Source organism: Pseudomonas sp. Marseille-QA0332 (assembly GCF_054950175.1).
In genome coordinates, this window is record NZ_CM143106.1 from 3,923,009 (window position 1) to 3,942,825 (window position 19,817).

At 59.7% G+C, this 19,817-nt stretch carries 18 protein-coding genes and 1 tRNA gene; all 19 read left to right on the forward strand.

From position 1 onward, the window contains the following. Nucleotides 1-50: 50 nt before the first annotated feature. Nucleotides 51-126 (forward strand) — tRNA-Trp (locus tag ACY8GK_RS18095). 44 nt (nt 127-170) lie between these two features. Beyond that, nucleotides 171-539 (forward strand): preprotein translocase subunit SecE, encoded by a 369-nt coding sequence (gene secE / locus ACY8GK_RS18100; protein WP_196178326.1) that lies wholly within the window; start codon nt 171-173, stop codon nt 537-539. Nucleotides 540-548: 9 nt separating this feature from the next. Further along, entirely contained in the window at nt 549-1,082 is a 534-nt protein-coding gene (gene nusG, locus ACY8GK_RS18105; protein WP_012316525.1) for a transcription termination/antitermination protein NusG, read from the forward strand. Nucleotides 1,083-1,202: 120 nt separating this feature from the next. Then, nucleotides 1,203-1,634, forward strand: a complete 432-nt coding sequence (gene rplK / locus ACY8GK_RS18110) for a 50S ribosomal protein L11 (protein ID WP_196178324.1) — start codon at nt 1,203-1,205, stop codon at nt 1,632-1,634. After that, entirely contained in the window at nt 1,635-2,330 is a 696-nt protein-coding gene (gene rplA, locus ACY8GK_RS18115; protein ID WP_196178322.1) for a 50S ribosomal protein L1, read from the forward strand. It abuts the gene before it with no gap. Between the two features lie 199 nt (nt 2,331-2,529). After that, nucleotides 2,530-3,030, forward strand: coding sequence for a 50S ribosomal protein L10 (gene rplJ / locus ACY8GK_RS18120; protein ID WP_196178320.1), 501 nt, complete (start codon nt 2,530-2,532; stop codon nt 3,028-3,030). An 80-nt stretch (nt 3,031-3,110) separates the two neighbouring features. After that, nucleotides 3,111-3,482 carry a 50S ribosomal protein L7/L12 gene (gene rplL / locus ACY8GK_RS18125; RefSeq protein WP_196178319.1) on the forward strand — a complete coding sequence of 124 codons (372 nt, stop codon included), beginning with the start codon at nt 3,111-3,113 and terminating at the stop codon, nt 3,480-3,482. Between the two features lie 220 nt (nt 3,483-3,702). Further along, nucleotides 3,703-7,776 (forward strand): DNA-directed RNA polymerase subunit beta, encoded by a 4,074-nt coding sequence (gene rpoB / locus ACY8GK_RS18130; RefSeq protein ID WP_196178317.1) that lies wholly within the window; start codon nt 3,703-3,705, stop codon nt 7,774-7,776. 64 nt (nt 7,777-7,840) lie between these two features. Further along, complete coding sequence (rpoC, locus tag ACY8GK_RS18135; protein WP_196178315.1) at nt 7,841-12,040, forward strand: DNA-directed RNA polymerase subunit beta'; 4,200 nt, start codon at nt 7,841-7,843, stop codon at nt 12,038-12,040. 211 nt (nt 12,041-12,251) lie between these two features. Beyond that, on the forward strand, nt 12,252-12,623 hold the full coding sequence (gene rpsL, locus ACY8GK_RS18140) for a 30S ribosomal protein S12 (RefSeq protein WP_003186084.1): 372 nt from the start codon (nt 12,252-12,254) through the stop codon (nt 12,621-12,623). A 106-nt stretch (nt 12,624-12,729) separates the two neighbouring features. Next, nucleotides 12,730-13,200, forward strand: a complete 471-nt coding sequence (rpsG, locus tag ACY8GK_RS18145) for a 30S ribosomal protein S7 (protein WP_003246741.1) — start codon at nt 12,730-12,732, stop codon at nt 13,198-13,200. Nucleotides 13,201-13,230: 30 nt separating this feature from the next. Next, the gene (fusA, locus tag ACY8GK_RS18150) at nt 13,231-15,375 is read left to right on the forward strand and encodes an elongation factor G (RefSeq protein WP_196178313.1); all 2,145 of its coding nucleotides are present in this window, start codon (nt 13,231-13,233) and stop codon (nt 15,373-15,375) included. A gap of 30 nt (nt 15,376-15,405) precedes the next feature. After that, the gene (gene tuf, locus ACY8GK_RS18155; RefSeq protein WP_462401758.1) at nt 15,406-16,599 is read left to right on the forward strand and encodes an elongation factor Tu; all 1,194 of its coding nucleotides are present in this window, start codon (nt 15,406-15,408) and stop codon (nt 16,597-16,599) included. A 141-nt stretch (nt 16,600-16,740) separates the two neighbouring features. Continuing rightward, entirely contained in the window at nt 16,741-17,052 is a 312-nt protein-coding gene (gene rpsJ / locus ACY8GK_RS18160) for a 30S ribosomal protein S10 (RefSeq protein ID WP_003186070.1), read from the forward strand. 80 nt (nt 17,053-17,132) lie between these two features. Further along, nucleotides 17,133-17,768 (forward strand): 50S ribosomal protein L3, encoded by a 636-nt coding sequence (rplC, locus tag ACY8GK_RS18165; protein ID WP_196178309.1) that lies wholly within the window; start codon nt 17,133-17,135, stop codon nt 17,766-17,768. Nucleotides 17,769-17,780: 12 nt separating this feature from the next. Beyond that, nucleotides 17,781-18,383, forward strand: a complete 603-nt coding sequence (gene rplD / locus ACY8GK_RS18170) for a 50S ribosomal protein L4 (RefSeq protein WP_009397517.1) — start codon at nt 17,781-17,783, stop codon at nt 18,381-18,383. Next, nucleotides 18,380-18,679: a 50S ribosomal protein L23 gene (gene rplW, locus ACY8GK_RS18175; protein WP_003255484.1), complete on the forward strand. Its 300-nt coding sequence runs from the start codon at nt 18,380-18,382 to the stop codon at nt 18,677-18,679. Before rplD ends, rplW begins: the two co-directional genes overlap by 4 nt. A 14-nt stretch (nt 18,680-18,693) precedes the next feature. Then, nucleotides 18,694-19,518 carry a 50S ribosomal protein L2 gene (gene rplB, locus ACY8GK_RS18180; RefSeq protein ID WP_196178307.1) on the forward strand — a complete coding sequence of 275 codons (825 nt, stop codon included), beginning with the start codon at nt 18,694-18,696 and terminating at the stop codon, nt 19,516-19,518. A gap of 16 nt (nt 19,519-19,534) precedes the next feature. Continuing rightward, on the forward strand, nt 19,535-19,810 hold the full coding sequence (rpsS, locus tag ACY8GK_RS18185; RefSeq protein WP_090444963.1) for a 30S ribosomal protein S19: 276 nt from the start codon (nt 19,535-19,537) through the stop codon (nt 19,808-19,810). Nucleotides 19,811-19,817 lie beyond the last annotated feature (7 nt).

Below are 19,817 nucleotides of genomic sequence, written 5' to 3' on the forward strand. Positions count from 1 at the left end.
TGATTTATCTCGATCAGGCCGGCATAATGGCCGGCCTGATACAGCGTTAAAGGTCAGTAGCTCAATTGGCAGAGCGACGGTCTCCAAAACCGTAGGTTGGGGGTTCGATTCCCTCCTGACCTGCCATTCACCTCGGTGTGATTGGCTTTCTTCTCACAGGATCCTCCCCGATGACTCCCAAGACTGAAGCCCAAGAATCGCGTTTTGATCTTTTCAAGTGGCTGGCTGTTGTTGCGTTGGTCGTCGTAGGCGTCGTAGGCAATCAGTATTACTCTACCGCTCCGATCCTGTATCGTGTGCTCGCCCTGTTGGCCCTTGCTGCTGTCGCTGGCTTCGTTGCCCTGCAGACCGCGAAGGGTAGGTCGTTCTTCACGCTGGCGAAGGAAGCTCGTGCCGAGATCCGTAAAGTCGTGTGGCCAACCCGCCAGGAAACAACCCAGACCACGCTCATCGTCGTGGTTGTCGTGTTGGTCATGGCGTTGCTGTTGTGGGGTCTGGATTCCCTGCTCGGCTGGTTGGTTTCCTTGATTGTTGGCTAAGGGTGTCCCGTGGCTAAGCGTTGGTACGTTGTGCATGCTTACTCGGGTTACGAGAAGCATGTCATGCGCTCGCTGATCGAGCGCGTTAAGCTGGCTGGCATGGAAGATGGCTTTGGCGAAATTCTGGTCCCGACCGAAGAAGTGGTCGAGATGCGTAATGGCCAGAAGCGCAAGAGCGAACGCAAGTTCTTCCCTGGCTATGTCCTGGTTCAAATGGAAATGAACGAGGGTACTTGGCACCTGGTCAAGGATACTCCTCGCGTCATGGGTTTCATTGGTGGTACCGCAGACAAACCTGCGCCGATCACCGACAAGGAAGCCGAGGCCATCCTGCGTCGCGTTGCCGACGGCAGCGATAAGCCAAAGCCGAAGACATTGTTCGAGCCGGGCGAAGTGGTCCGCGTCATCGACGGTCCGTTCGCGGACTTCAATGGCAATGTCGAAGAGGTCAACTACGAAAAGAGCCGGCTCCAGGTGGCAGTGCTCATTTTCGGACGCTCCACTCCGGTGGAGCTCGAGTTCAGCCAGGTCGAAAAGGTCTAGCCGAACGCAGTATCCCATTACCCCGCAGCCCATAGTGCTGCGGGGTTTTGTCGTCACCGGGATAAAACGCAAGTCATCCGGGGAGCCATCAGGCGTTCGTACCCGATATTGGAGTAGCTCATGGCTAAGAAGATTCAGGCTTACATCAAGCTGCAAGTTAAGGCCGGCCAGGCCAACCCAAGCCCACCCGTCGGCCCAGCACTGGGTCAGCACGGCGTGAACATCATGGAATTCTGCAAGGCCTTCAACGCCCGTACCCAGGGCCAGGAACCAGGCCTGCCGACTCCAGTGATCATCACCGTCTACAGCGACCGCAGCTTCACCTTCGAGACCAAGAGCACCCCTGCCTCGGTTCTGCTGAAGAAAGCAGCTGGCCTGAGCAGCGGTTCGGCGCGTCCGAACACTGTCAAGGTCGGTACCGTGACCCGTGCGCAGCTGGAAGAGATCGCCAAGACCAAGCAGGCCGATCTGACTTCCGCTGACCTGGAAGCGGCCGTGCGTACCATCGCCGGTTCCGCTCGCAGCATGGGCCTCAACGTGGAGGGTGTGTAAATGGCTAAGCTGACCAAGCGCCAAAAGGCCATCGCTTCGAAAGTCGAAGCAGGCAAGGCTTACAACTTCGAAGAGGCAGCGAACCTGCTGGCTGAACTGTCCGCCGTGAAGTTCACCGAATCCTTCGACGTTGCCGTCAACCTCGGCGTTGACCCGCGTAAATCCGACCAGGTCGTACGTAGCGCTACCGTGCTGCCGCATGGCACTGGCAAGACCGTGCGCGTTGCCGTCTTCACCCAGGGCCCGGCTGCCGAGGCCGCTCTGGCTGCTGGCGCCGACCGCGTGGGCATGGACGACCTGGCTGCCGAAATGAAAGGTGGCGACCTGAACTATGACGTCGTCATCGCCTCTCCGGATGCCATGCGCGTCGTCGGCCAGCTGGGCCAGGTACTGGGTCCTCGTGGCCTGATGCCGAACCCGAAGGTCGGTACCGTTACGCCTGACGTCGCCAACGCCGTCAAGAACGCCAAGGCCGGTCAGGTTCGCTACCGTACCGACAAGAACGGTATCATCCACACCTCCGTCGGCAAGGTTGGCTTCGAAGCCGACAAGCTGAAGGAAAACGTCGAGGCCCTGATCGCCGATCTGAAGCGTATCAAGCCGGCTTCCTCGAAAGGTATCTACGTCAAGCGCGTCACCCTGAGCACCACCATGGGCCCAGGTCTGGTCATCGATCAGAGCTCGCTGAACGTGTAACACCATGCTGGCGCGATGTGTTCGCGCCGGTAGCAAGAGATTGGGGTCCCTGCCTGGCGGGGGCTGTCCAAGACCGTAGGCGGCGCAAGCCTTAAACCTTCAGCCTACGCAGATGGTGCTCCCGATTCGTTACCGAATCAGACACCAAAACGACATCCGGCTTCGGCCAGATGAAACGGTAGAAACCAGGAGTAAACCCGTGGCAATTAAACTCGAAGACAAGAAGGCCATCGTCGCTGAAGTCAACGAGGCTGCCAAAGTCGCTCTGTCCGCTGTCGTGGCCGATGCCCGTGGTGTGACTGTAGGCGCAATGACCGGACTCCGTAAAGAGGCCCGCGAAGCTGGCGTTTACGTACGTGTCGTACGTAACACCCTGCTCAAGCGCGCCGTTGAAGGCACCGATTACTCGGTCCTCAACGACGCCTTCAAAGGCCCGACCCTGATCGCCTTCTCTAACCAGCACCCGGGCGCCGCCGCCCGTCTGTTCAAGGAGTTCGCCAAGGGTCAGGACAAGTTCGAGATCAAGGCAGCTGCGTTCGAGGGCAAGTTCCTCGCAGCCAACCAGATCGACGTACTGGCAAGCCTGCCGACTCGCGAAGAGGGCATCGCCCAGCTGATGAGCGTTATCCAAGGCGCCACCAGCAAGCTCGCTCGCACCCTGGCAGCTATTCGCGACCAGAAAGAAGCTGCTGCTGCCTGAGGCGGCGTAAGCACTTTCGAAATCACATGTTTAATTTGATGGCTGCGTAGGCTGTCACCCCAATACAGGAATTCATAGTCATGTCTCTGACTAACGAGCAAATCATCGAAGCGATCGGCCAGAAATCCGTCATGGAAATCGTCGAGCTGATCAAGGCGATGGAAGAAACCTTCGGCGTTACCGCTGCCGCCGCCGTTGCCGCTGGCCCAGCTGCTGGCGCTGCTGCCGCTGCCGAAGAGCAGACCGAGTTCAACGTTGTCCTGAAAGCCGCTGGCGACAAGAAGGTCAACGTGATCAAGGCTGTTCGCGAACTGACCGGCCTGGGCCTGAAGGAAGCCAAAGAGAAAGTCGACGGCGCTCCTCAGACCCTGCTGGAAGGCGTTTCGAAAGAAGCTGCTGAAGACGCGAAGAAGAAGCTGGAAGAAGCAGGCGCTGAAGTCGAAGTCAAGTAACTATCGACTTTGCGTCTCCAGCCCGAGCGTCGAGCAGACGGCTGATGGCTGGTGGCTTTTGCCACCGGCCTTTTTCCGTTATTGGTTGGCCGATCCAGTCGGCCCCGATGACGAGCTCCAACCACCACAAGGGTGGCGCAAACCAAGGGGTTTGCACGATTTTCTGGCTGCTCCCGCCGGGAGAAGCCAAATAAGCAGGTGACCAAGCTGGGGAACGCTGATGGCTTACTCATACACTGAGAAAAAACGTATCCGCAAGGACTTTAGCAAGTTGCCGGACGTCATGGATGTGCCATACCTCCTGGCCATCCAGCTGGATTCCTATCGTGAATTCCTGCAGGCGGGAGCGTCCAAGGACCAATTCCGCGACATCGGTCTGCATGCGGCCTTCAAGTCGGTATTTCCGATCATCAGCTACTCCGGCAATGCTGCCCTGGAGTACGTTGGCTATCGTCTGGGCGAGCCGGCCTTCGACGTGAAGGAATGCGTCCTGCGTGGCGTGACCTTCGCCGTCCCGCTGCGGGTAAAAGTCCGGCTGATCATCTTCGACAAGGAATCGTCGAACAAAGCGATCAAGGACATCAAAGAGCAAGAAGTCTACATGGGTGAAATCCCCCTGATGACTGAAAACGGTACCTTCGTTATCAACGGTACCGAGCGTGTGATCGTTTCCCAGCTGCACCGTTCGCCAGGCGTGTTCTTCGACCACGATCGTGGCAAGACGCACAGCTCCGGCAAGCTGCTGTACTCCGCTCGCATCATTCCCTACCGCGGCTCCTGGCTGGACTTCGAGTTCGACCCGAAGGACTGCGTGTTCGTGCGTATCGACCGTCGCCGCAAGCTGCCGGCCTCGGTGCTCCTGCGTGCGCTGGGCTACAGCACCGAGGAAGTCCTCGATGCCTTCTACACCACCAACGTATTCCACATCTCCGGCGAGAAGCTCAGCCTGGAGTTGGTACCGCAGCGCCTGCGTGGCGAAGTCGCGGTCATGGACATCCTCGACGACAGCGGCAAGGTCATCGTCGAGCAAGGCCGTCGCATCACCGCTCGTCACATCAACCAGATCGAGAAGGCTGGCGTGCGCGAGCTGGACGTGCCCATGGAGTACGTCCTGGGCCGGACCACCGCCAAGGCCATCGTACACCCGGCGACCGGCGAGATCCTGGCCGAGTGCAACACCGAGCTGACCACCGAGCTGCTGATCAAGATCGCCAAGGCACAGGTCGTCCGCATCGAGACCCTGTACACCAACGACATCGACTGCGGCCCGTTCATTTCCGATACCCTGAAGATCGATACCACCAGCAACCAGCTGGAAGCCCTGGTCGAGATCTATCGCATGATGCGTCCGGGCGAGCCGCCAACCAAGGATGCCGCCGAGACCCTGTTCAACAACCTGTTCTTCAGCGCCGAGCGCTACGACCTGTCTGCGGTCGGCCGCATGAAGTTCAACCGTCGTATCGGTCGTACCGAGATCGAAGGTTCGGGCGTGCTGAGCAAGGAAGACATCGTCGAGGTCCTCAAGACCCTGGTCGACATCCGTAACGGCAAGGGCATCGTCGACGACATCGACCACCTGGGCAACCGTCGCGTGCGTTGCGTCGGCGAAATGGCGGAAAACCAGTTCCGTGTCGGTCTCGTGCGTGTCGAGCGTGCCGTCAAGGAACGCCTGTCGATGGCCGAGAGCGAAGGCCTGATGCCACAGGACCTGATCAACGCCAAGCCGGTGGCGGCGGCGGTGAAGGAGTTCTTCGGCTCCAGCCAGCTTTCCCAGTTCATGGACCAGAACAACCCGCTGTCCGAGATCACCCACAAGCGTCGTGTCTCGGCGCTCGGCCCAGGCGGCCTGACCCGCGAGCGCGCCGGTTTCGAAGTCCGTGACGTACACCCGACCCACTATGGCCGCGTGTGCCCGATCGAGACGCCTGAAGGTCCGAACATCGGCCTGATCAACTCGTTGGCGGCCTACGCCCGCACCAACCAGTACGGCTTCCTGGAAAGCCCGTACCGTGTGGTGAAGGAAGGCGTGGTCAGCGACGAGATCGTGTTCCTGTCGGCGATCGAGGAAGCCGACCACGTCATCGCCCAGGCTTCGGCCGCGATGAACGAGCAGAACCAGCTGGTCGACGAACTGGTAGCCGTGCGCCACCTGAACGAATTCACCGTCAAGGCACCAGAAGACGTGACCCTGATGGACGTATCGCCGAAGCAGGTCGTTTCCGTCGCTGCCTCGCTGATTCCGTTCCTCGAGCACGACGACGCCAACCGTGCACTGATGGGCTCGAACATGCAGCGTCAGGCGGTCCCGACCCTGCGTGCCGACAAGCCGCTGGTGGGTACCGGCATGGAGCGCAACGTCGCCCGTGACTCTGGCGTCTGCGTGGTCGCTCGTCGCGGTGGCGTGATCGACTCGGTCGATGCCAGCCGTATCGTGGTCCGCGTGGCGGACGACGAGGTCGAGACCGGCGAGGCAGGTGTGGATATCTACAACCTGACCAAGTACACCCGCTCCAACCAGAACACCTGCATCAACCAGCGCCCGCTGGTCAGCAAGGGTGACGTGGTTCGTCGCGGCGACATCATGGCCGATGGTCCATCCACCGACATGGGTGAGCTGGCGCTGGGCCAGAACATGCGTATCGCTTTCATGGCGTGGAACGGCTTCAACTTCGAAGACTCCATCTGCCTGTCCGAGCGCGTGGTCCAGGAAGATCGCTTCACCACGATCCACATCCAGGAACTGACCTGCGTGGCCCGTGACACCAAGCTCGGTCCAGAGGAAATCACCGCGGACATCCCGAACGTGGGTGAGGCCGCGCTGAACAAGCTGGACGAAGCCGGTATCGTCTATGTAGGTGCCGAAGTGGGCGCTGGCGACATCCTGGTCGGCAAGGTCACGCCGAAAGGCGAAACCCAGCTGACCCCGGAGGAGAAGCTGCTGCGCGCCATCTTCGGCGAGAAGGCCAGCGACGTGAAGGATACTTCCCTGCGCGTGCCGACCGGTACCAAGGGTACCGTCATCGACGTTCAGGTCTTCACCCGTGACGGAGTGGAGCGCGACAGCCGTGCGCTGTCCATCGAGAAGATGCAGCTCGACGAGATCCGCAAGGACCTCAACGAAGAGTTCCGTATCGTCGAAGGGGCGACCTTCGAGCGTCTGCGCGTGGCCCTCAATGGCCAGGTGGTCGACGGCGGCGCGGGCCTGAAGAAAGGCACCGTGATCAGCGATGAAGTTCTGGACGGCCTCGAGCACGGCCAGTGGTTCAAGCTGCGCATGGCTGAAGATGCGCTCAACGAGCAGCTGGAAAAGGCTCAGCAGTACATCGTCGATCGCCGTCGTCTGCTGGACGACAAGTTCGAAGACAAGAAGCGCAAGCTGCAGCAGGGCGATGACCTGGCACCTGGCGTACTGAAGATCGTCAAGGTGTACCTGGCCATCCGTCGTCGCATCCAGCCGGGTGACAAGATGGCGGGTCGTCACGGTAACAAGGGTGTGGTCTCGGTGATCATGCCGGTCGAAGACATGCCGCACGATGCCAACGGTACTCCGGTCGACGTGGTCCTCAACCCGCTGGGCGTACCTTCGCGCATGAACGTCGGGCAGATTCTCGAAACCCACCTGGGCCTCGCGGCCAAGGGTCTGGGCGAGAAGATCGACCGCATGATCGAGGAGCAGCGCAAGGCAGCCGAACTGCGTGCCTTCCTGACCGAGATCTACAACGAGATCGGCGGACGCCAGGAAAACCTGGACGAGTTCTCCGACGCGGAGATCCTCGCCCTGGCGCACAACCTGAAGAAAGGCGTGCCGATGGCCACTCCGGTCTTCGACGGTGCCAAGGAGCGCGAGATCAAGGCCATGCTCAAGCTGGCCGACATGCCCGAGAGCGGCCAGATGGAGCTGTTCGATGGCCGTACCGGCAACAAGTTCGAGCGTCCTGTGACCGTTGGTTACATGTACATGCTCAAGCTGAACCACTTGGTGGACGACAAGATGCACGCGCGTTCCACTGGTTCCTACAGCCTGGTCACCCAGCAGCCGCTGGGTGGCAAGGCGCAGTTCGGTGGTCAGCGTTTCGGGGAGATGGAAGTGTGGGCGCTGGAAGCATACGGCGCGGCTTACACCCTGCAAGAAATGCTCACAGTGAAGTCGGACGACGTGAACGGCCGTACCAAGATGTACAAGAACATCGTGGATGGCGATCACCGTATGGAGCCGGGCATGCCCGAGTCCTTCAACGTGTTGATCAAAGAGATCCGTTCGCTCGGTATCGATATCGATCTGGAAACCGAATAACACGTGACGCGAAGGGGAGCGGGGCAGGTACTGCCCGCTTCCTGCTCCGCCAGGAGGAAAGGCCTTGAAAGACCTACTGAATCTGCTGAAAAACCAGGGTCAAGTCGAAGAGTTCGACGCCATCCGCATCGGTCTGGCGTCGCCTGAAATGATCCGTTCGTGGTCGTTCGGTGAAGTCAAGAAACCGGAAACCATCAACTACCGTACGTTCAAGCCCGAGCGCGACGGCCTGTTCTGCGCCAAGATCTTTGGTCCAGTCAAGGACTACGAGTGCCTGTGCGGCAAGTACAAGCGCCTCAAGCACCGTGGCGTGATCTGCGAGAAGTGCGGCGTCGAAGTCGCCCTGGCGAAAGTTCGTCGTGAGCGCATGGCGCACATCGAACTGGCTTCGCCAGTCGCCCATATCTGGTTCCTGAAGTCGCTGCCGTCCCGTATCGGCCTGCTGATGGACATGACCCTGCGCGACATCGAGCGTGTGCTCTATTTCGAGAGCTACGTCGTGATCGATCCGGGCATGACCACGCTCGAGAAAGGTCAGCTGCTCAACGATGAGCAATACTTCGAAGCGCTCGAAGAGTTCGGTGACGACTTCGACGCCCGCATGGGTGCCGAGGCCGTTCGCGAACTGCTGCACGCCATTGACCTGGAGCACGAGATCGGTCGCCTGCGCGAAGAGATTCCGCAGACCAATTCGGAAACCAAGATCAAGAAGCTGTCCAAGCGCCTGAAGCTGATGGAAGCCTTCCAGGGCTCCGGCAACCTGCCGGAGTGGATGGTCCTGACCGTTCTGCCGGTTCTGCCGCCAGACCTGCGTCCGCTCGTCCCGCTGGACGGTGGCCGCTTCGCGACCTCCGACCTGAACGACCTGTATCGTCGGGTGATCAACCGTAACAACCGTCTCAAGCGCCTGCTCGATCTGTCGGCGCCGGACATCATCGTGCGCAACGAAAAGCGCATGCTGCAGGAAGCGGTCGATGCCCTGCTGGACAACGGCCGTCGCGGTCGCGCCATCACCGGCTCGAACAAGCGCCCGCTGAAATCGCTGGCCGACATGATCAAGGGCAAGCAGGGTCGCTTCCGTCAGAACCTGCTCGGCAAGCGTGTGGACTACTCCGGTCGTTCGGTGATCACCGTGGGCCCGACCCTGCGCCTGCACCAGTGCGGTCTGCCGAAGAAGATGGCTCTGGAACTGTTCAAGCCGTTCATTTTCGGCAAGCTGGAAATGCGTGGTCTGGCGACCACCATCAAGGCCGCCAAGAAGATGGTCGAGCGCGAGCTGCCGGAGGTCTGGGACGTTCTCGCCGAGGTGATCCGCGAACACCCCGTGCTGCTCAACCGCGCCCCGACCCTGCACCGTCTGGGCATCCAGGCGTTCGAGCCCGTGCTGATCGAAGGCAAGGCGATCCAGCTGCACCCGCTGGTCTGTGCCGCGTACAACGCCGACTTCGACGGTGACCAGATGGCCGTTCACGTGCCGCTGACCCTCGAAGCCCAGCTCGAAGCGCGTGCGCTGATGATGTCGACCAACAACATCCTGTCGCCAGCCAACGGTGAGCCGATCATCGTGCCGTCGCAGGACGTGGTACTGGGTCTGTACTACATGACCCGCGAAGCCATCAATGCCAAGGGTGAAGGTCGCGTGTTCGCCGACCTGCAGGAAGTCGACCGCGTGTTCCGCGCGGGCGAGGCTGCGCTGCACGCCAAGATCAAGGTTCGTATCAGCGAGACCGTGAAGGATCGTGACGGCGGCATCACCGAGAACACTCGCATCGTCGACACCACTGTCGGTCGTGCGCTGCTGTTCCAGGTCGTGCCGGCAGGTCTGCCGTTCGACGTCGTCAACCAGCCGATGAAGAAGAAGGCCATCTCCAAGCTGATCAACCAGTGCTATCGCGTGGTGGGTCTGAAGGAAACCGTCATCTTCGCCGACCAGCTGATGTACACCGGCTTCGCCTATTCCACCATTTCCGGTGTCTCCATCGGCGTGAACGACTTCGTCATTCCGGAAGAGAAGGCCCGCATTATCGGTACCGCTACCGAGGAAGTGAAGGAAATCGAGAGCCAGTATGCTTCGGGCCTGGTAACCCAGGGCGAGAAGTACAACAAGGTGATCGACCTCTGGTCCAAGGCCAACGACGAAGTGTCCAAGGCGATGATGGCAAACCTCTCGAAAGAGAAGGTCATCGATCGCGAGGGCAACGAGGTCGACCAGGAGTCCTTCAACTCCATGTACATGATGGCGGACTCGGGCGCGCGAGGTTCCGCTGCGCAGATTCGTCAGCTGGCCGGTATGCGTGGCCTGATGGCCAAGCCGGACGGCTCGATCATCGAGACGCCGATCACCGCGAACTTCCGTGAAGGCTTGAGCGTACTGCAGTACTTCATCTCGACCCACGGTGCTCGTAAGGGTCTGGCGGATACCGCGTTGAAAACCGCGAACTCCGGTTACCTGACGCGTCGTCTGGTCGACGTCGCCCAGGACCTGGTTGTGACCGAGATCGACTGCGGTACCGACCAGGGTCTGCTGATGACCCCGCACATCGAAGGCGGTGACGTGGTCGAGCCGCTCGGCGAGCGCGTGCTGGGCCGTGTGGTCGCCCGCGACGTGTTCAAGCCGGGCACCGACGAGGTGGCCGTTCCGGCCGGTACCCTGGTCGACGAGAAGTGGGTCGAATTCATCGAGCTCAACAGCATCGACGAAGTCGTCGTGCGTTCGCCGATCAGCTGCGAAACCCGCTACGGCATCTGCGCCAAGTGCTACGGCCGCGATCTGGCCCGTGGTCATCAGGTCAACATCGGTGAGGCAGTCGGTGTCATCGCCGCCCAGTCGATCGGTGAGCCTGGTACCCAGTTGACCATGCGTACGTTCCACATCGGTGGCGCGGCTAGCCGGACCTCGGCAGCCGACAGCGTCCAGGTGAAGAACGGCGGCATGGTTCGCCTGCACAACCTGAAGCAGGTCGAGCGTGCCGATGGCAATCTGGTCGCGGTATCGCGTTCCGGCGAGCTGGCGATTGCCGACGAGTTCGGTCGCGAGCGCGAGCGCTACAAGCTGCCGTATGGTGCGGTGATCTCGGTCAAGGAAGGTGATAAGGTCGATGCCGGCGCAATCGTCGCCAAGTGGGACCCGCACACTCACCCGATCGTCACCGAGCTCAAGGGTACCGTGACCTTCGTGGGCATGGAGGAAAACATCACCATCAAGCGTCAGACCGACGAATTGACCGGGCTGACCAACATCGAAGTGATGGACGTCAAGGATCGTCCTGCCGCGGGCAAGGAAATCCGTCCGGCGATCAAGATGGTCGACGCCAATGGCAAGGATCTGATGCTGCCGGGTACCGACGTGCCTGCACAGTACTTCCTGCCGGCGAACGCCCTGGTGGGTGTGGCTGATGGTGCGCAGATCGGTGTCGGTGACGTCATCGCGCGTATTCCGCAGGAAACTTCGAAGACCCGTGACATCACCGGTGGTCTGCCTCGGGTTGCCGACCTGTTCGAAGCCCGTCGTCCGAAGGAAGCTTCGATCCTGGCGGAAGTCAGCGGTACCATCGCCTTCGGCAAGGAAACCAAGGGCAAGCGCCGTCTGGTGATCACGCCGAACGATGGTAGCGAGCCGTACGAGGAGCTGATTCCGAAGTGGCGTCACCTGAACGTCTTCGAAGGCGAGCAGGTCAACCGCGGCGAAGTGATCTCGGACGGTCCGAGCGATCCGCACGATATCCTGCGCCTGCTGGGCGTCAGCGCGCTGGCCAAGTACATCGTCAACGAGATCCAGGACGTCTATCGTCTGCAAGGCGTGAAGATCAACGACAAGCACATCGAGACCATCCTGCGTCAGATGCTGCGCAAGGTCGAGATCACCGAAGCGGGCGATTCGAGCTTCATCAAGGGCGACCAGATGGAGTTGACCCAGGTGCTGGTAGAAAACGAGCGTCTGGCCGCCGAAGACAAGTTCGTCTCGAAGTTCTCGCGTGTGCTGCTGGGTATCACCAAGGCCTCGCTGTCGACCGAGTCGTTCATCTCCGCGGCCTCGTTCCAGGAAACCACCCGTGTCCTGACCGAGGCAGCCGTGACCGGCAAGCGCGACTACCTGCGTGGCCTGAAGGAGAACGTGGTCGTCGGTCGTCTGATCCCGGCGGGTACCGGTCTGGCCTACCACAGCGAGCGCAAGCGTCGCCGTGATGCCGACAAGCCGCTGCGCGTGAGCGCGAGCGAGGTCGAAGCTGCACTGACCGAAGCGCTGAACTCCAGCGGCAACTAAGGAACAGGGCAGGCCCCGGCGCAGCTGCGTGGCCATTGGCGACATGAAATGTTGTCGATGACCGGGCAGTGAGGGCCGGGGCCTCGTCTTGACTGGGTGCAAGATCCTCTTTAGACTTTTGTACCCTTAAATTTGGTGAGGCTCTGTCTCGCCATTTTTTGGCTTTTCTTGCAAGACAATAGCGTCGCAAGACAAACAGTGGAGCTAGTAGATGGCAACTATCAACCAGCTGGTACGTCAGCCGCGCAAGCGTATCGTCGAGAAATCCGACGTTCCTGCGCTGCAGAACTGCCCGCAGCGTCGTGGCGTGTGCACCCGCGTGTACACCACCACGCCGAAGAAACCTAACTCGGCACTGCGTAAGGTGTGCCGTGTGCGTCTGACCAACGGTTTCGAGGTTTCCTCGTACATCGGTGGTGAAGGCCACAACCTGCAAGAGCACAGCGTCGTCCTGATCCGTGGCGGTCGTGTAAAGGACTTGCCAGGTGTTCGTTACCACACCGTTCGCGGTTCTCTGGATACCTCCGGCGTCAAGGGCCGTAACCAGGGCCGTTCCAAGTACGGTACCAAGCGTCCGAAGTAATCGGCCGTTTGCAGACATCCATTTATTTGAGTCGATAAGAGTAAGGTCGGGCAGCGGTCGAGAGACCTGGTCCCGGGCTAACCTGAAGACCGTTTGAGGGCTTATCATGCCAAGACGTCGTGTAGCAGCAAAGCGTGAGATCCTGGACGATCCTAAGTACGGATCCCAGATTCTCGCCAAGTTCATGAACCACGTGATGGAAAGCGGCAAGAAGGCCGTGGCAGAGCGCATCGTCTACGGCGCACTGGATACCGTCAAAGCACGCAAGAACAGCGACCCCCTGGAAATCTTCGAGAAAGCTCTCGACGCCATCGCTCCGCTGGTCGAAGTCAAGTCCCGCCGTGTAGGCGGTGCTACCTACCAGGTTCCGGTCGAAGTTCGTCCGTCCCGTCGTAATGCGCTGGCAATGCGCTGGCTCGTAGACTACGCCCGCAAGCGCGGCGAGAAGTCCATGGCGCTGCGCCTGGCTGGCGAGCTGCTGGATGCTGCTGAAGGCAAGGGTGCTGCAGTCAAGAAGCGTGAAGACGTGCACCGTATGGCCGAAGCCAACAAGGCCTTCTCGCACTACCGCTTCTAAATCAGGCAACAATCTTTTTGCGAGGGCTTTATGGCTCGTACTACAGCAATCAACCGCTACCGTAATATCGGTATCTGTGCTCACGTTGACGCGGGCAAGACTACCACTACCGAGCGGATCCTGTTCTACACAGGTCTGAGCCACAAGATGGGCGAGGTGCATGATGGCGCCGCGACCACCGACTGGATGGTGCAGGAGCAGGAGCGCGGTATCACCATTACCTCCGCTGCCGTTACCACCTTCTGGAAAGGCTCCCGTGGTCAGTACGACAACTACCGCGTAAACGTCATCGATACTCCCGGCCACGTTGACTTCACCATCGAAGTGGAACGTTCGCTGCGCGTACTCGACGGCGCGGTCGTCGTGTTCTGCGGTACCTCCGGCGTCGAGCCGCAGTCCGAGACCGTATGGCGTCAGGCCAACAAGTACGGCGTTCCGCGTATCGTCTACGTGAACAAGATGGACCGCGCCGGTGCCAACTTCCTGCGCGTCGTCGGCCAGATCAAGAACCGCCTGGGTCACACCCCGGTTCCGATCCAGCTGGCCATCGGTGCCGAGGACAACTTCCAGGGTCAGGTCGACCTGATCAAGATGAAAGCCATCTACTGGAACGAAGACGACAAGGGCACCAGCTATCGCGAGGAAGAGATTCCTGCCGAGCTCGTCGACCAAGCCAACGAATGGCGCAGCAACATGGTCGAGGCCGCTGCCGAAGCCAACGAAGAGCTGATGAACAAGTACCTCGAAGAAGGTGACCTGTCCGTCGAAGACATCAAGGCTGGTCTGCGCGCCCGTACCCTGGCGAGCGAGATCGTGCCTGCCGTCTGCGGCTCCTCGTTCAAGAACAAGGGCGTTCCCCTGGTTCTCGATGCCGTCATCGACTTCCTGCCGGCTCCGACCGAGATCCCTGCGATCCAGGGCATCAACCCGGACGACAAGGACCTGGCCAAGGACGATCCGGCTGTTCGTCACGACGAGCGTCACGCCGACGACAACGAGCCGTTCTCGGCTCTGGCGTTCAAGATCGCTACCGACCCGTTCGTCGGTACCCTGACCTTCGTTCGCGTCTACTCGGGCGTGCTGAGCTCCGGTGACTCGGTCATCAACTCGGTGAAGGGCAAGAAAGAGCGCGTTGGTCGTATGGTGCAGATGCACGCCAACCAGCGTGAAGAGATCAAGGAAGTTCGCGCTGGCGACATCGCAGCCCTGATCGGCATGAAGGACGTCACCACCGGCGAAACCCTGTGCGACGGCGACAAGCCAATCATCCTCGAGCGCATGGACTTCCCCGAGCCGGTCATCTCCCTGTCCGTCGAGCCGAAGACCAAGCAGGACCAGGAAAAGATGGGCATCGCCCTGGGCAAGCTGGCCCAGGAAGACCCGTCGTTCCGCGTCAAGACCGACGAAGAGACTGGCCAGACTATCATCTCGGGCATGGGCGAGCTGCACCTGGACATCATCGTTGACCGCATGAAGCGCGAGTTCAACGTCGAGGCCAACATCGGCAAGCCGCAGGTTTCGTACCGCGAGAAGATCACCAAGTCCAACGTCGAGATCGAAGGCAAGTTCGTTCGTCAGTCGGGCGGCCGTGGTCAGTTCGGTCACTGCTGGATCCGCTTCTCCGAGCCGGATCAGGACGAAAAGGGCAACATCACCGAAGGGCTGGTCTTCACCAACGAAGTCGTGGGTGGTGTGGTTCCGAAGGAATACATCCCGGCGATCCAGAAGGGCATCGAAGAGCAGATGAAGAACGGCGTCGTTGCCGGCTATCCGCTGATCGGTCTGAAGGCTACCGTGTTCGATGGTTCGTACCACGACGTCGACTCCAACGAGATGGCGTTCAAGATCGCTGCCTCCATGGCGACCAAGCAGCTGGCCCAGAAGGGCGGTGGTGTCGTGCTTGAGCCGATCATGAAGGTAGAGGTAGTGACCCCTGAGGACTACATGGGCGATGTGATGGGTGACCTGAACCGTCGTCGTGGTCTGATCCAGGGTATGGATGACTCGGTTTCCGGCAAGGTTATCCGTGCAGAAGTTCCGCTCGGAGAAATGTTCGGTTACGCAACCGACGTTCGTTCCATGTCCCAGGGTCGCGCGAGCTACTCCATGGAATTCTCCAAATACTCCGAAGCTCCGTCGAACATCGTCGAAGCACTCGTTAAAAAACAAGGCTAATCCAGCCCTTTAGGCAAGAGGTTCACTGTCGTGGCTAAAGAAAAATTCGAACGTAACAAACCGCACGTCAACGTCGGCACCATCGGTCACGTTGACCACGGTAAAACCACTCTGACCGCAGCTCTGACTCGCGTCTGCTCCGAAGTCTTCGGTTCGGCCAAGGTCGACTTCGACAAGATCGACTCCGCTCCGGAAGAGAAGGCTCGTGGTATCACCATCAACACCGCGCACGTAGAGTACGATTCCGACATTCGTCACTACGCGCACGTTGACTGCCCAGGCCACGCCGACTACGTCAAGAACATGATCACCGGTGCTGCCCAGATGGACGGCGCGATCCTGGTCTGCTCGGCCGCCGATGGTCCGATGCCTCAGACTCGCGAGCACATCCTGCTGTCCCGTCAGGTTGGCGTTCCGTACATCGTTGTCTTCCTGAACAAGGCTGACATGGTTGACGACGCCGAGCTGCTGGAACTGGTCGAGATGGAAGTTCGCGACCTGCTGTCGACTTACGACTTCCCAGGCGACGACACCCCGATCATCGTTGGTTCGGCTCTGATGGCCCTGAACGGCCAGGACGACAACGAGATGGGCACCACTGCCGTCAAGAAGCTGGTCGAGACCCTGGACAGCTACATCCCCGAGCCAGAGCGCGCGATCGACAAGCCGTTCCTGATGCCGATCGAAGACGTGTTCTCGATCTCCGGTCGCGGTACCGTGGTAACCGGTCGTGTCGAGCGTGGCATCGTCCGTATCCAGGAAGAAGTCGAGATCGTCGGCCTGCGTCCGACCACCAAGACTACCTGCACCGGTGTCGAGATGTTCCGCAAGCTGCTGGACGAAGGTCGTGCTGGCGAGAACTGCGGCGTGCTGCTGCGTGGCACCAAGCGTGACGACGTCGAGCGTGGTCAGGTTCTGGCCAAGCCGGGCTCGGTCAAGCCGCACACCAAGTTCACCGCGGAAGTCTACGTACTGTCCAAGGAAGAAGGCGGCCGTCACACTCCGTTCTTCAAGGGCTACCGTCCTCAGTTCTACTTCCGTACCACTGACGTGACCGGTTCGTGCGAACTGCCGGAAGGCGTGGAAATGGTAATGCCAGGTGACAACATCCAGATGGAAGTCACCCTGATCAAGACCATCGCCATGGAAGACGGTCTGCGCTTCGCCATCCGTGAAGGCGGTCGTACCGTCGGCGCCGGCGTCGTAGCCAAAATCATCGAGTAATTTCTCGCTTGATTGAAAAGGCCCCCGCTCAGCGGGGGCTTTTTTTATTGGGTTGACACCCAATAGGGCCGTCTATAGAATCACGCCTCCTTTTAACGGGCGTAGTGCGCCCGATGGGAACAGCCTGGAGTCTGAAATCCAATGCAAAATCAGCAAATCCGTATCAGGTTGAAGGCTTTCGACCATCGCCTGATCGACCAATCCACCCAGGAAATCGTGGAAACCGCGAAACGTACTGGGGCACAAGTGCGTGGTCCTATTCCACTGCCTACCCGCAAAGAGCGCTTTACCGTTCTGGTTTCCCCGCACGTCAACAAGGACGCGCGTGACCAGTACGAGATCCGCACTCACAAGCGTGTTCTGGACATCGTCCAGCCAACGGACAAAACCGTTGACGCGCTGATGAAGCTCGACCTCGCGGCCGGCGTGGAAGTACAGATCAGCCTCGGCTAAGACTTCGGTCTAGTCGTGTAACGCTCTGAAATGGGCGGCCATAGCGGGTGAAAGCCCCGTACACTCATGAGGTTTATAACATGACTATTGGTGTAATCGGTCGCAAGTGCGGTATGACCCGCATTTTCACCGAAGAAGGTGTCTCCGTTCCGGTCACGGTCATCGAGATCGAGCCGAATCGCGTCACCCAGTTCAAAACTGAAGAAACCGATGGCTACCGTGCAGTGCAAGTCACTGTCGGCGAGCGTCGTGCTTCGCGCGTGACTGCCGCTCAGGCAGGTCACTTCGCCAAGGCTAACGTTGCCGCTGGTCGCGGTGTCTGGGAGTTCCGTCTTGAAGAAGGCGATTTCCAGGCTGGCGATCTGATCAAAGCTGAACTCTTCACTGCAGGCCAGCTGGTAGACGTTACTGGTCAGTCCAAAGGTAAAGGCTTCGCCGGTACCATCAAGCGCTGGAACTTCCGTGGCCAGGACAACACCCACGGTAACTCCGTGTCGCACCGTGTCCCAGGTTCCATCGGCCAGTGCCAGACTCCTGGTCGTGTGTTCAAGGGCAAGAAGATGTCCGGTCACATGGGCGCCGAGCGCGTGACTGTTCAGTCCCTGGAAGTAGTACGCGTAGACGCTGAGCGCAACCTGCTGCTGGTCAAGGGTGCCGTTCCTGGCGCTACTGGCGGCGACGTGGTTGTACGTCCGGCTGTCAAGGCTCGCGGTTAAGGGGAAACTGACATGCAACTCAATGTAAATGACGCTCAGGCGATTGAAGTTTCCGAACTGACTTTCGGTGGCGAATTCAACGAGACGCTGGTTCACCAAGCAGTCGTGGCCTACATGGCCGGCGGCCGTCAGGGCACCAAGCAGCAAAAGACCCGTTCCGACGTGGCCGGTGGCGGCAAGCGCCCATGGCGTCAGAAGGGTACTGGCCGAGCTCGTGCCGGTACCACTCGTGGTCCGATCTGGCGTGGCGGTGGTGTCACCTTCGCAGCTCGTCCTCAAGATCACTCGCAGAAGCTCAACAAGAAGATGTATCGCGCAGCCCTGCGCTCCATCCTCTCCGAGCTGGTGCGTAGCGATCGTCTGGTCGTGGTTCAGGACTTCGCCGTCGAAGCACCGAAAACCAAGGATCTGCTGAACAAGCTGAACGGCATGGGTCTGAACGATGTACTGATCGTTTCCGACGCTGTCGATCAGAACCTGTACCTGGCTGCTCGCAACCTGCCGCACGTCGACGTACGTGACGTGCAAGGTTCCGATCCGGTCAGTCTGATCGCATACGAGAAAGTGTTGATCACTGTCTCGGCCGTGAAGAAATTCGAGGAGCTGCTGGGATGAACCAGGAACGCGTATTCAAAGTCCTCCTTGGCCCGCACGTTTCCGAGAAGGCTACCGTTCTGGCTGAGAAGAAAGGCCAGTTCGTATTCAAGGTTGCTACCGATGCAACCAAGCTGGAAATCAAGAAAGCTGTCGAAGGCCTGTTCAACGTGAAAGTTGAAAACGTGTCGACCGTAAACGTCCTGGGTAAAACCAAGCGTACCGCACGTGGTCTGGGCAAGCGCAATGACTGGAAGAAGGCGATCGTCTCGCTTCAGCCAGGCCAAGATCTCGATTTCAGCAGCAGTGCTGAGTAAGGAAGGGGTGCATCATGGCAATCGTTAAATGCAAACCGACTTCCCCTGGCCGCCGTTTCGTGGTCAAGGTGGTCAACCAGGGGCTGCACAAAGGCGCTCCTCACGCACCGCTGATCGAGAAGAAATCGAAGTCTGGTGGTCGTAACAACAATGGTCGCATCACCACTCGTCACGTTGGTGGCGGCCACAAGCAGAACTATCGTTTGGTCGATTTCCGTCGCAACGACAAGGATGGCATTCCGGCCACCGTCGAGCGCATCGAATACGACCCGAACCGTACTGCTCACATTGCCCTGCTTTGCTACGCAGACGGCGAGCGTCGCTACATCATCGCGCCCAAGGGCGTGAGCGCTGGCGACCAGCTGATCGCAGGTGCCCTGGCTCCGATCAAGGCCGGCAACTCCCTGCAGCTGCGCAACATTCCAGTTGGTAGCACCGTTCACGGCATCGAGCTGAAGCCGGGCAAGGGTGCACAGATCGCTCGTTCCGCTGGTGCTTCGGCTCAGCTGATCGCTCGCGAAGGCGTCTACGTGACCCTGCGTCTGCGCTCTGGTGAGATGCGTAAAGTGCTGGCCGAGTGCCGTGCGACCCTGGGCGAAGTCTCGAACTCCGAGCACAGCCTGCGTTCGCTGGGTAAAGCTGGTGCAAAACGCTGGCGTGGCGTTCGCCCAACCGTTCGTGGTGTTGCCATGAACCCGGTTGACCACCCGCACGGTGGTGGTGAAGGTCGTACCTCCGGTGGTCGTCATCCGGTATCGCCATGGGGCTTCCCGACCAAGGGTGCGAAGACTCGTGGTAATAAGCGTACCGACAACATGATCGTCCGTCGTCGCAAGTAAATAGAGGGATACGACAGTGCCACGTTCTCTGAAAAAAGGTCCTTTTATTGATCTTCACCTACTGAAGAAGATCGAAGTGGCGGTGGAAAAGAACGATCGCAAGCCAGTCAAGACCTGGTCGCGCCGTTCCATGATCCTGCCACAGATGGTCGGTCTGACCATCGCCGTACACAACGGTCGCCAGCACGTCCCGGTTCTCGTGAACGAAGACATGGTCGGCCATAAACTGGGCGAGTTCGCCGCCACCCGCACCTATCGCGGGCACGTGGCCGACAAGAAAGCCAAGCGTTAAGGGGTAG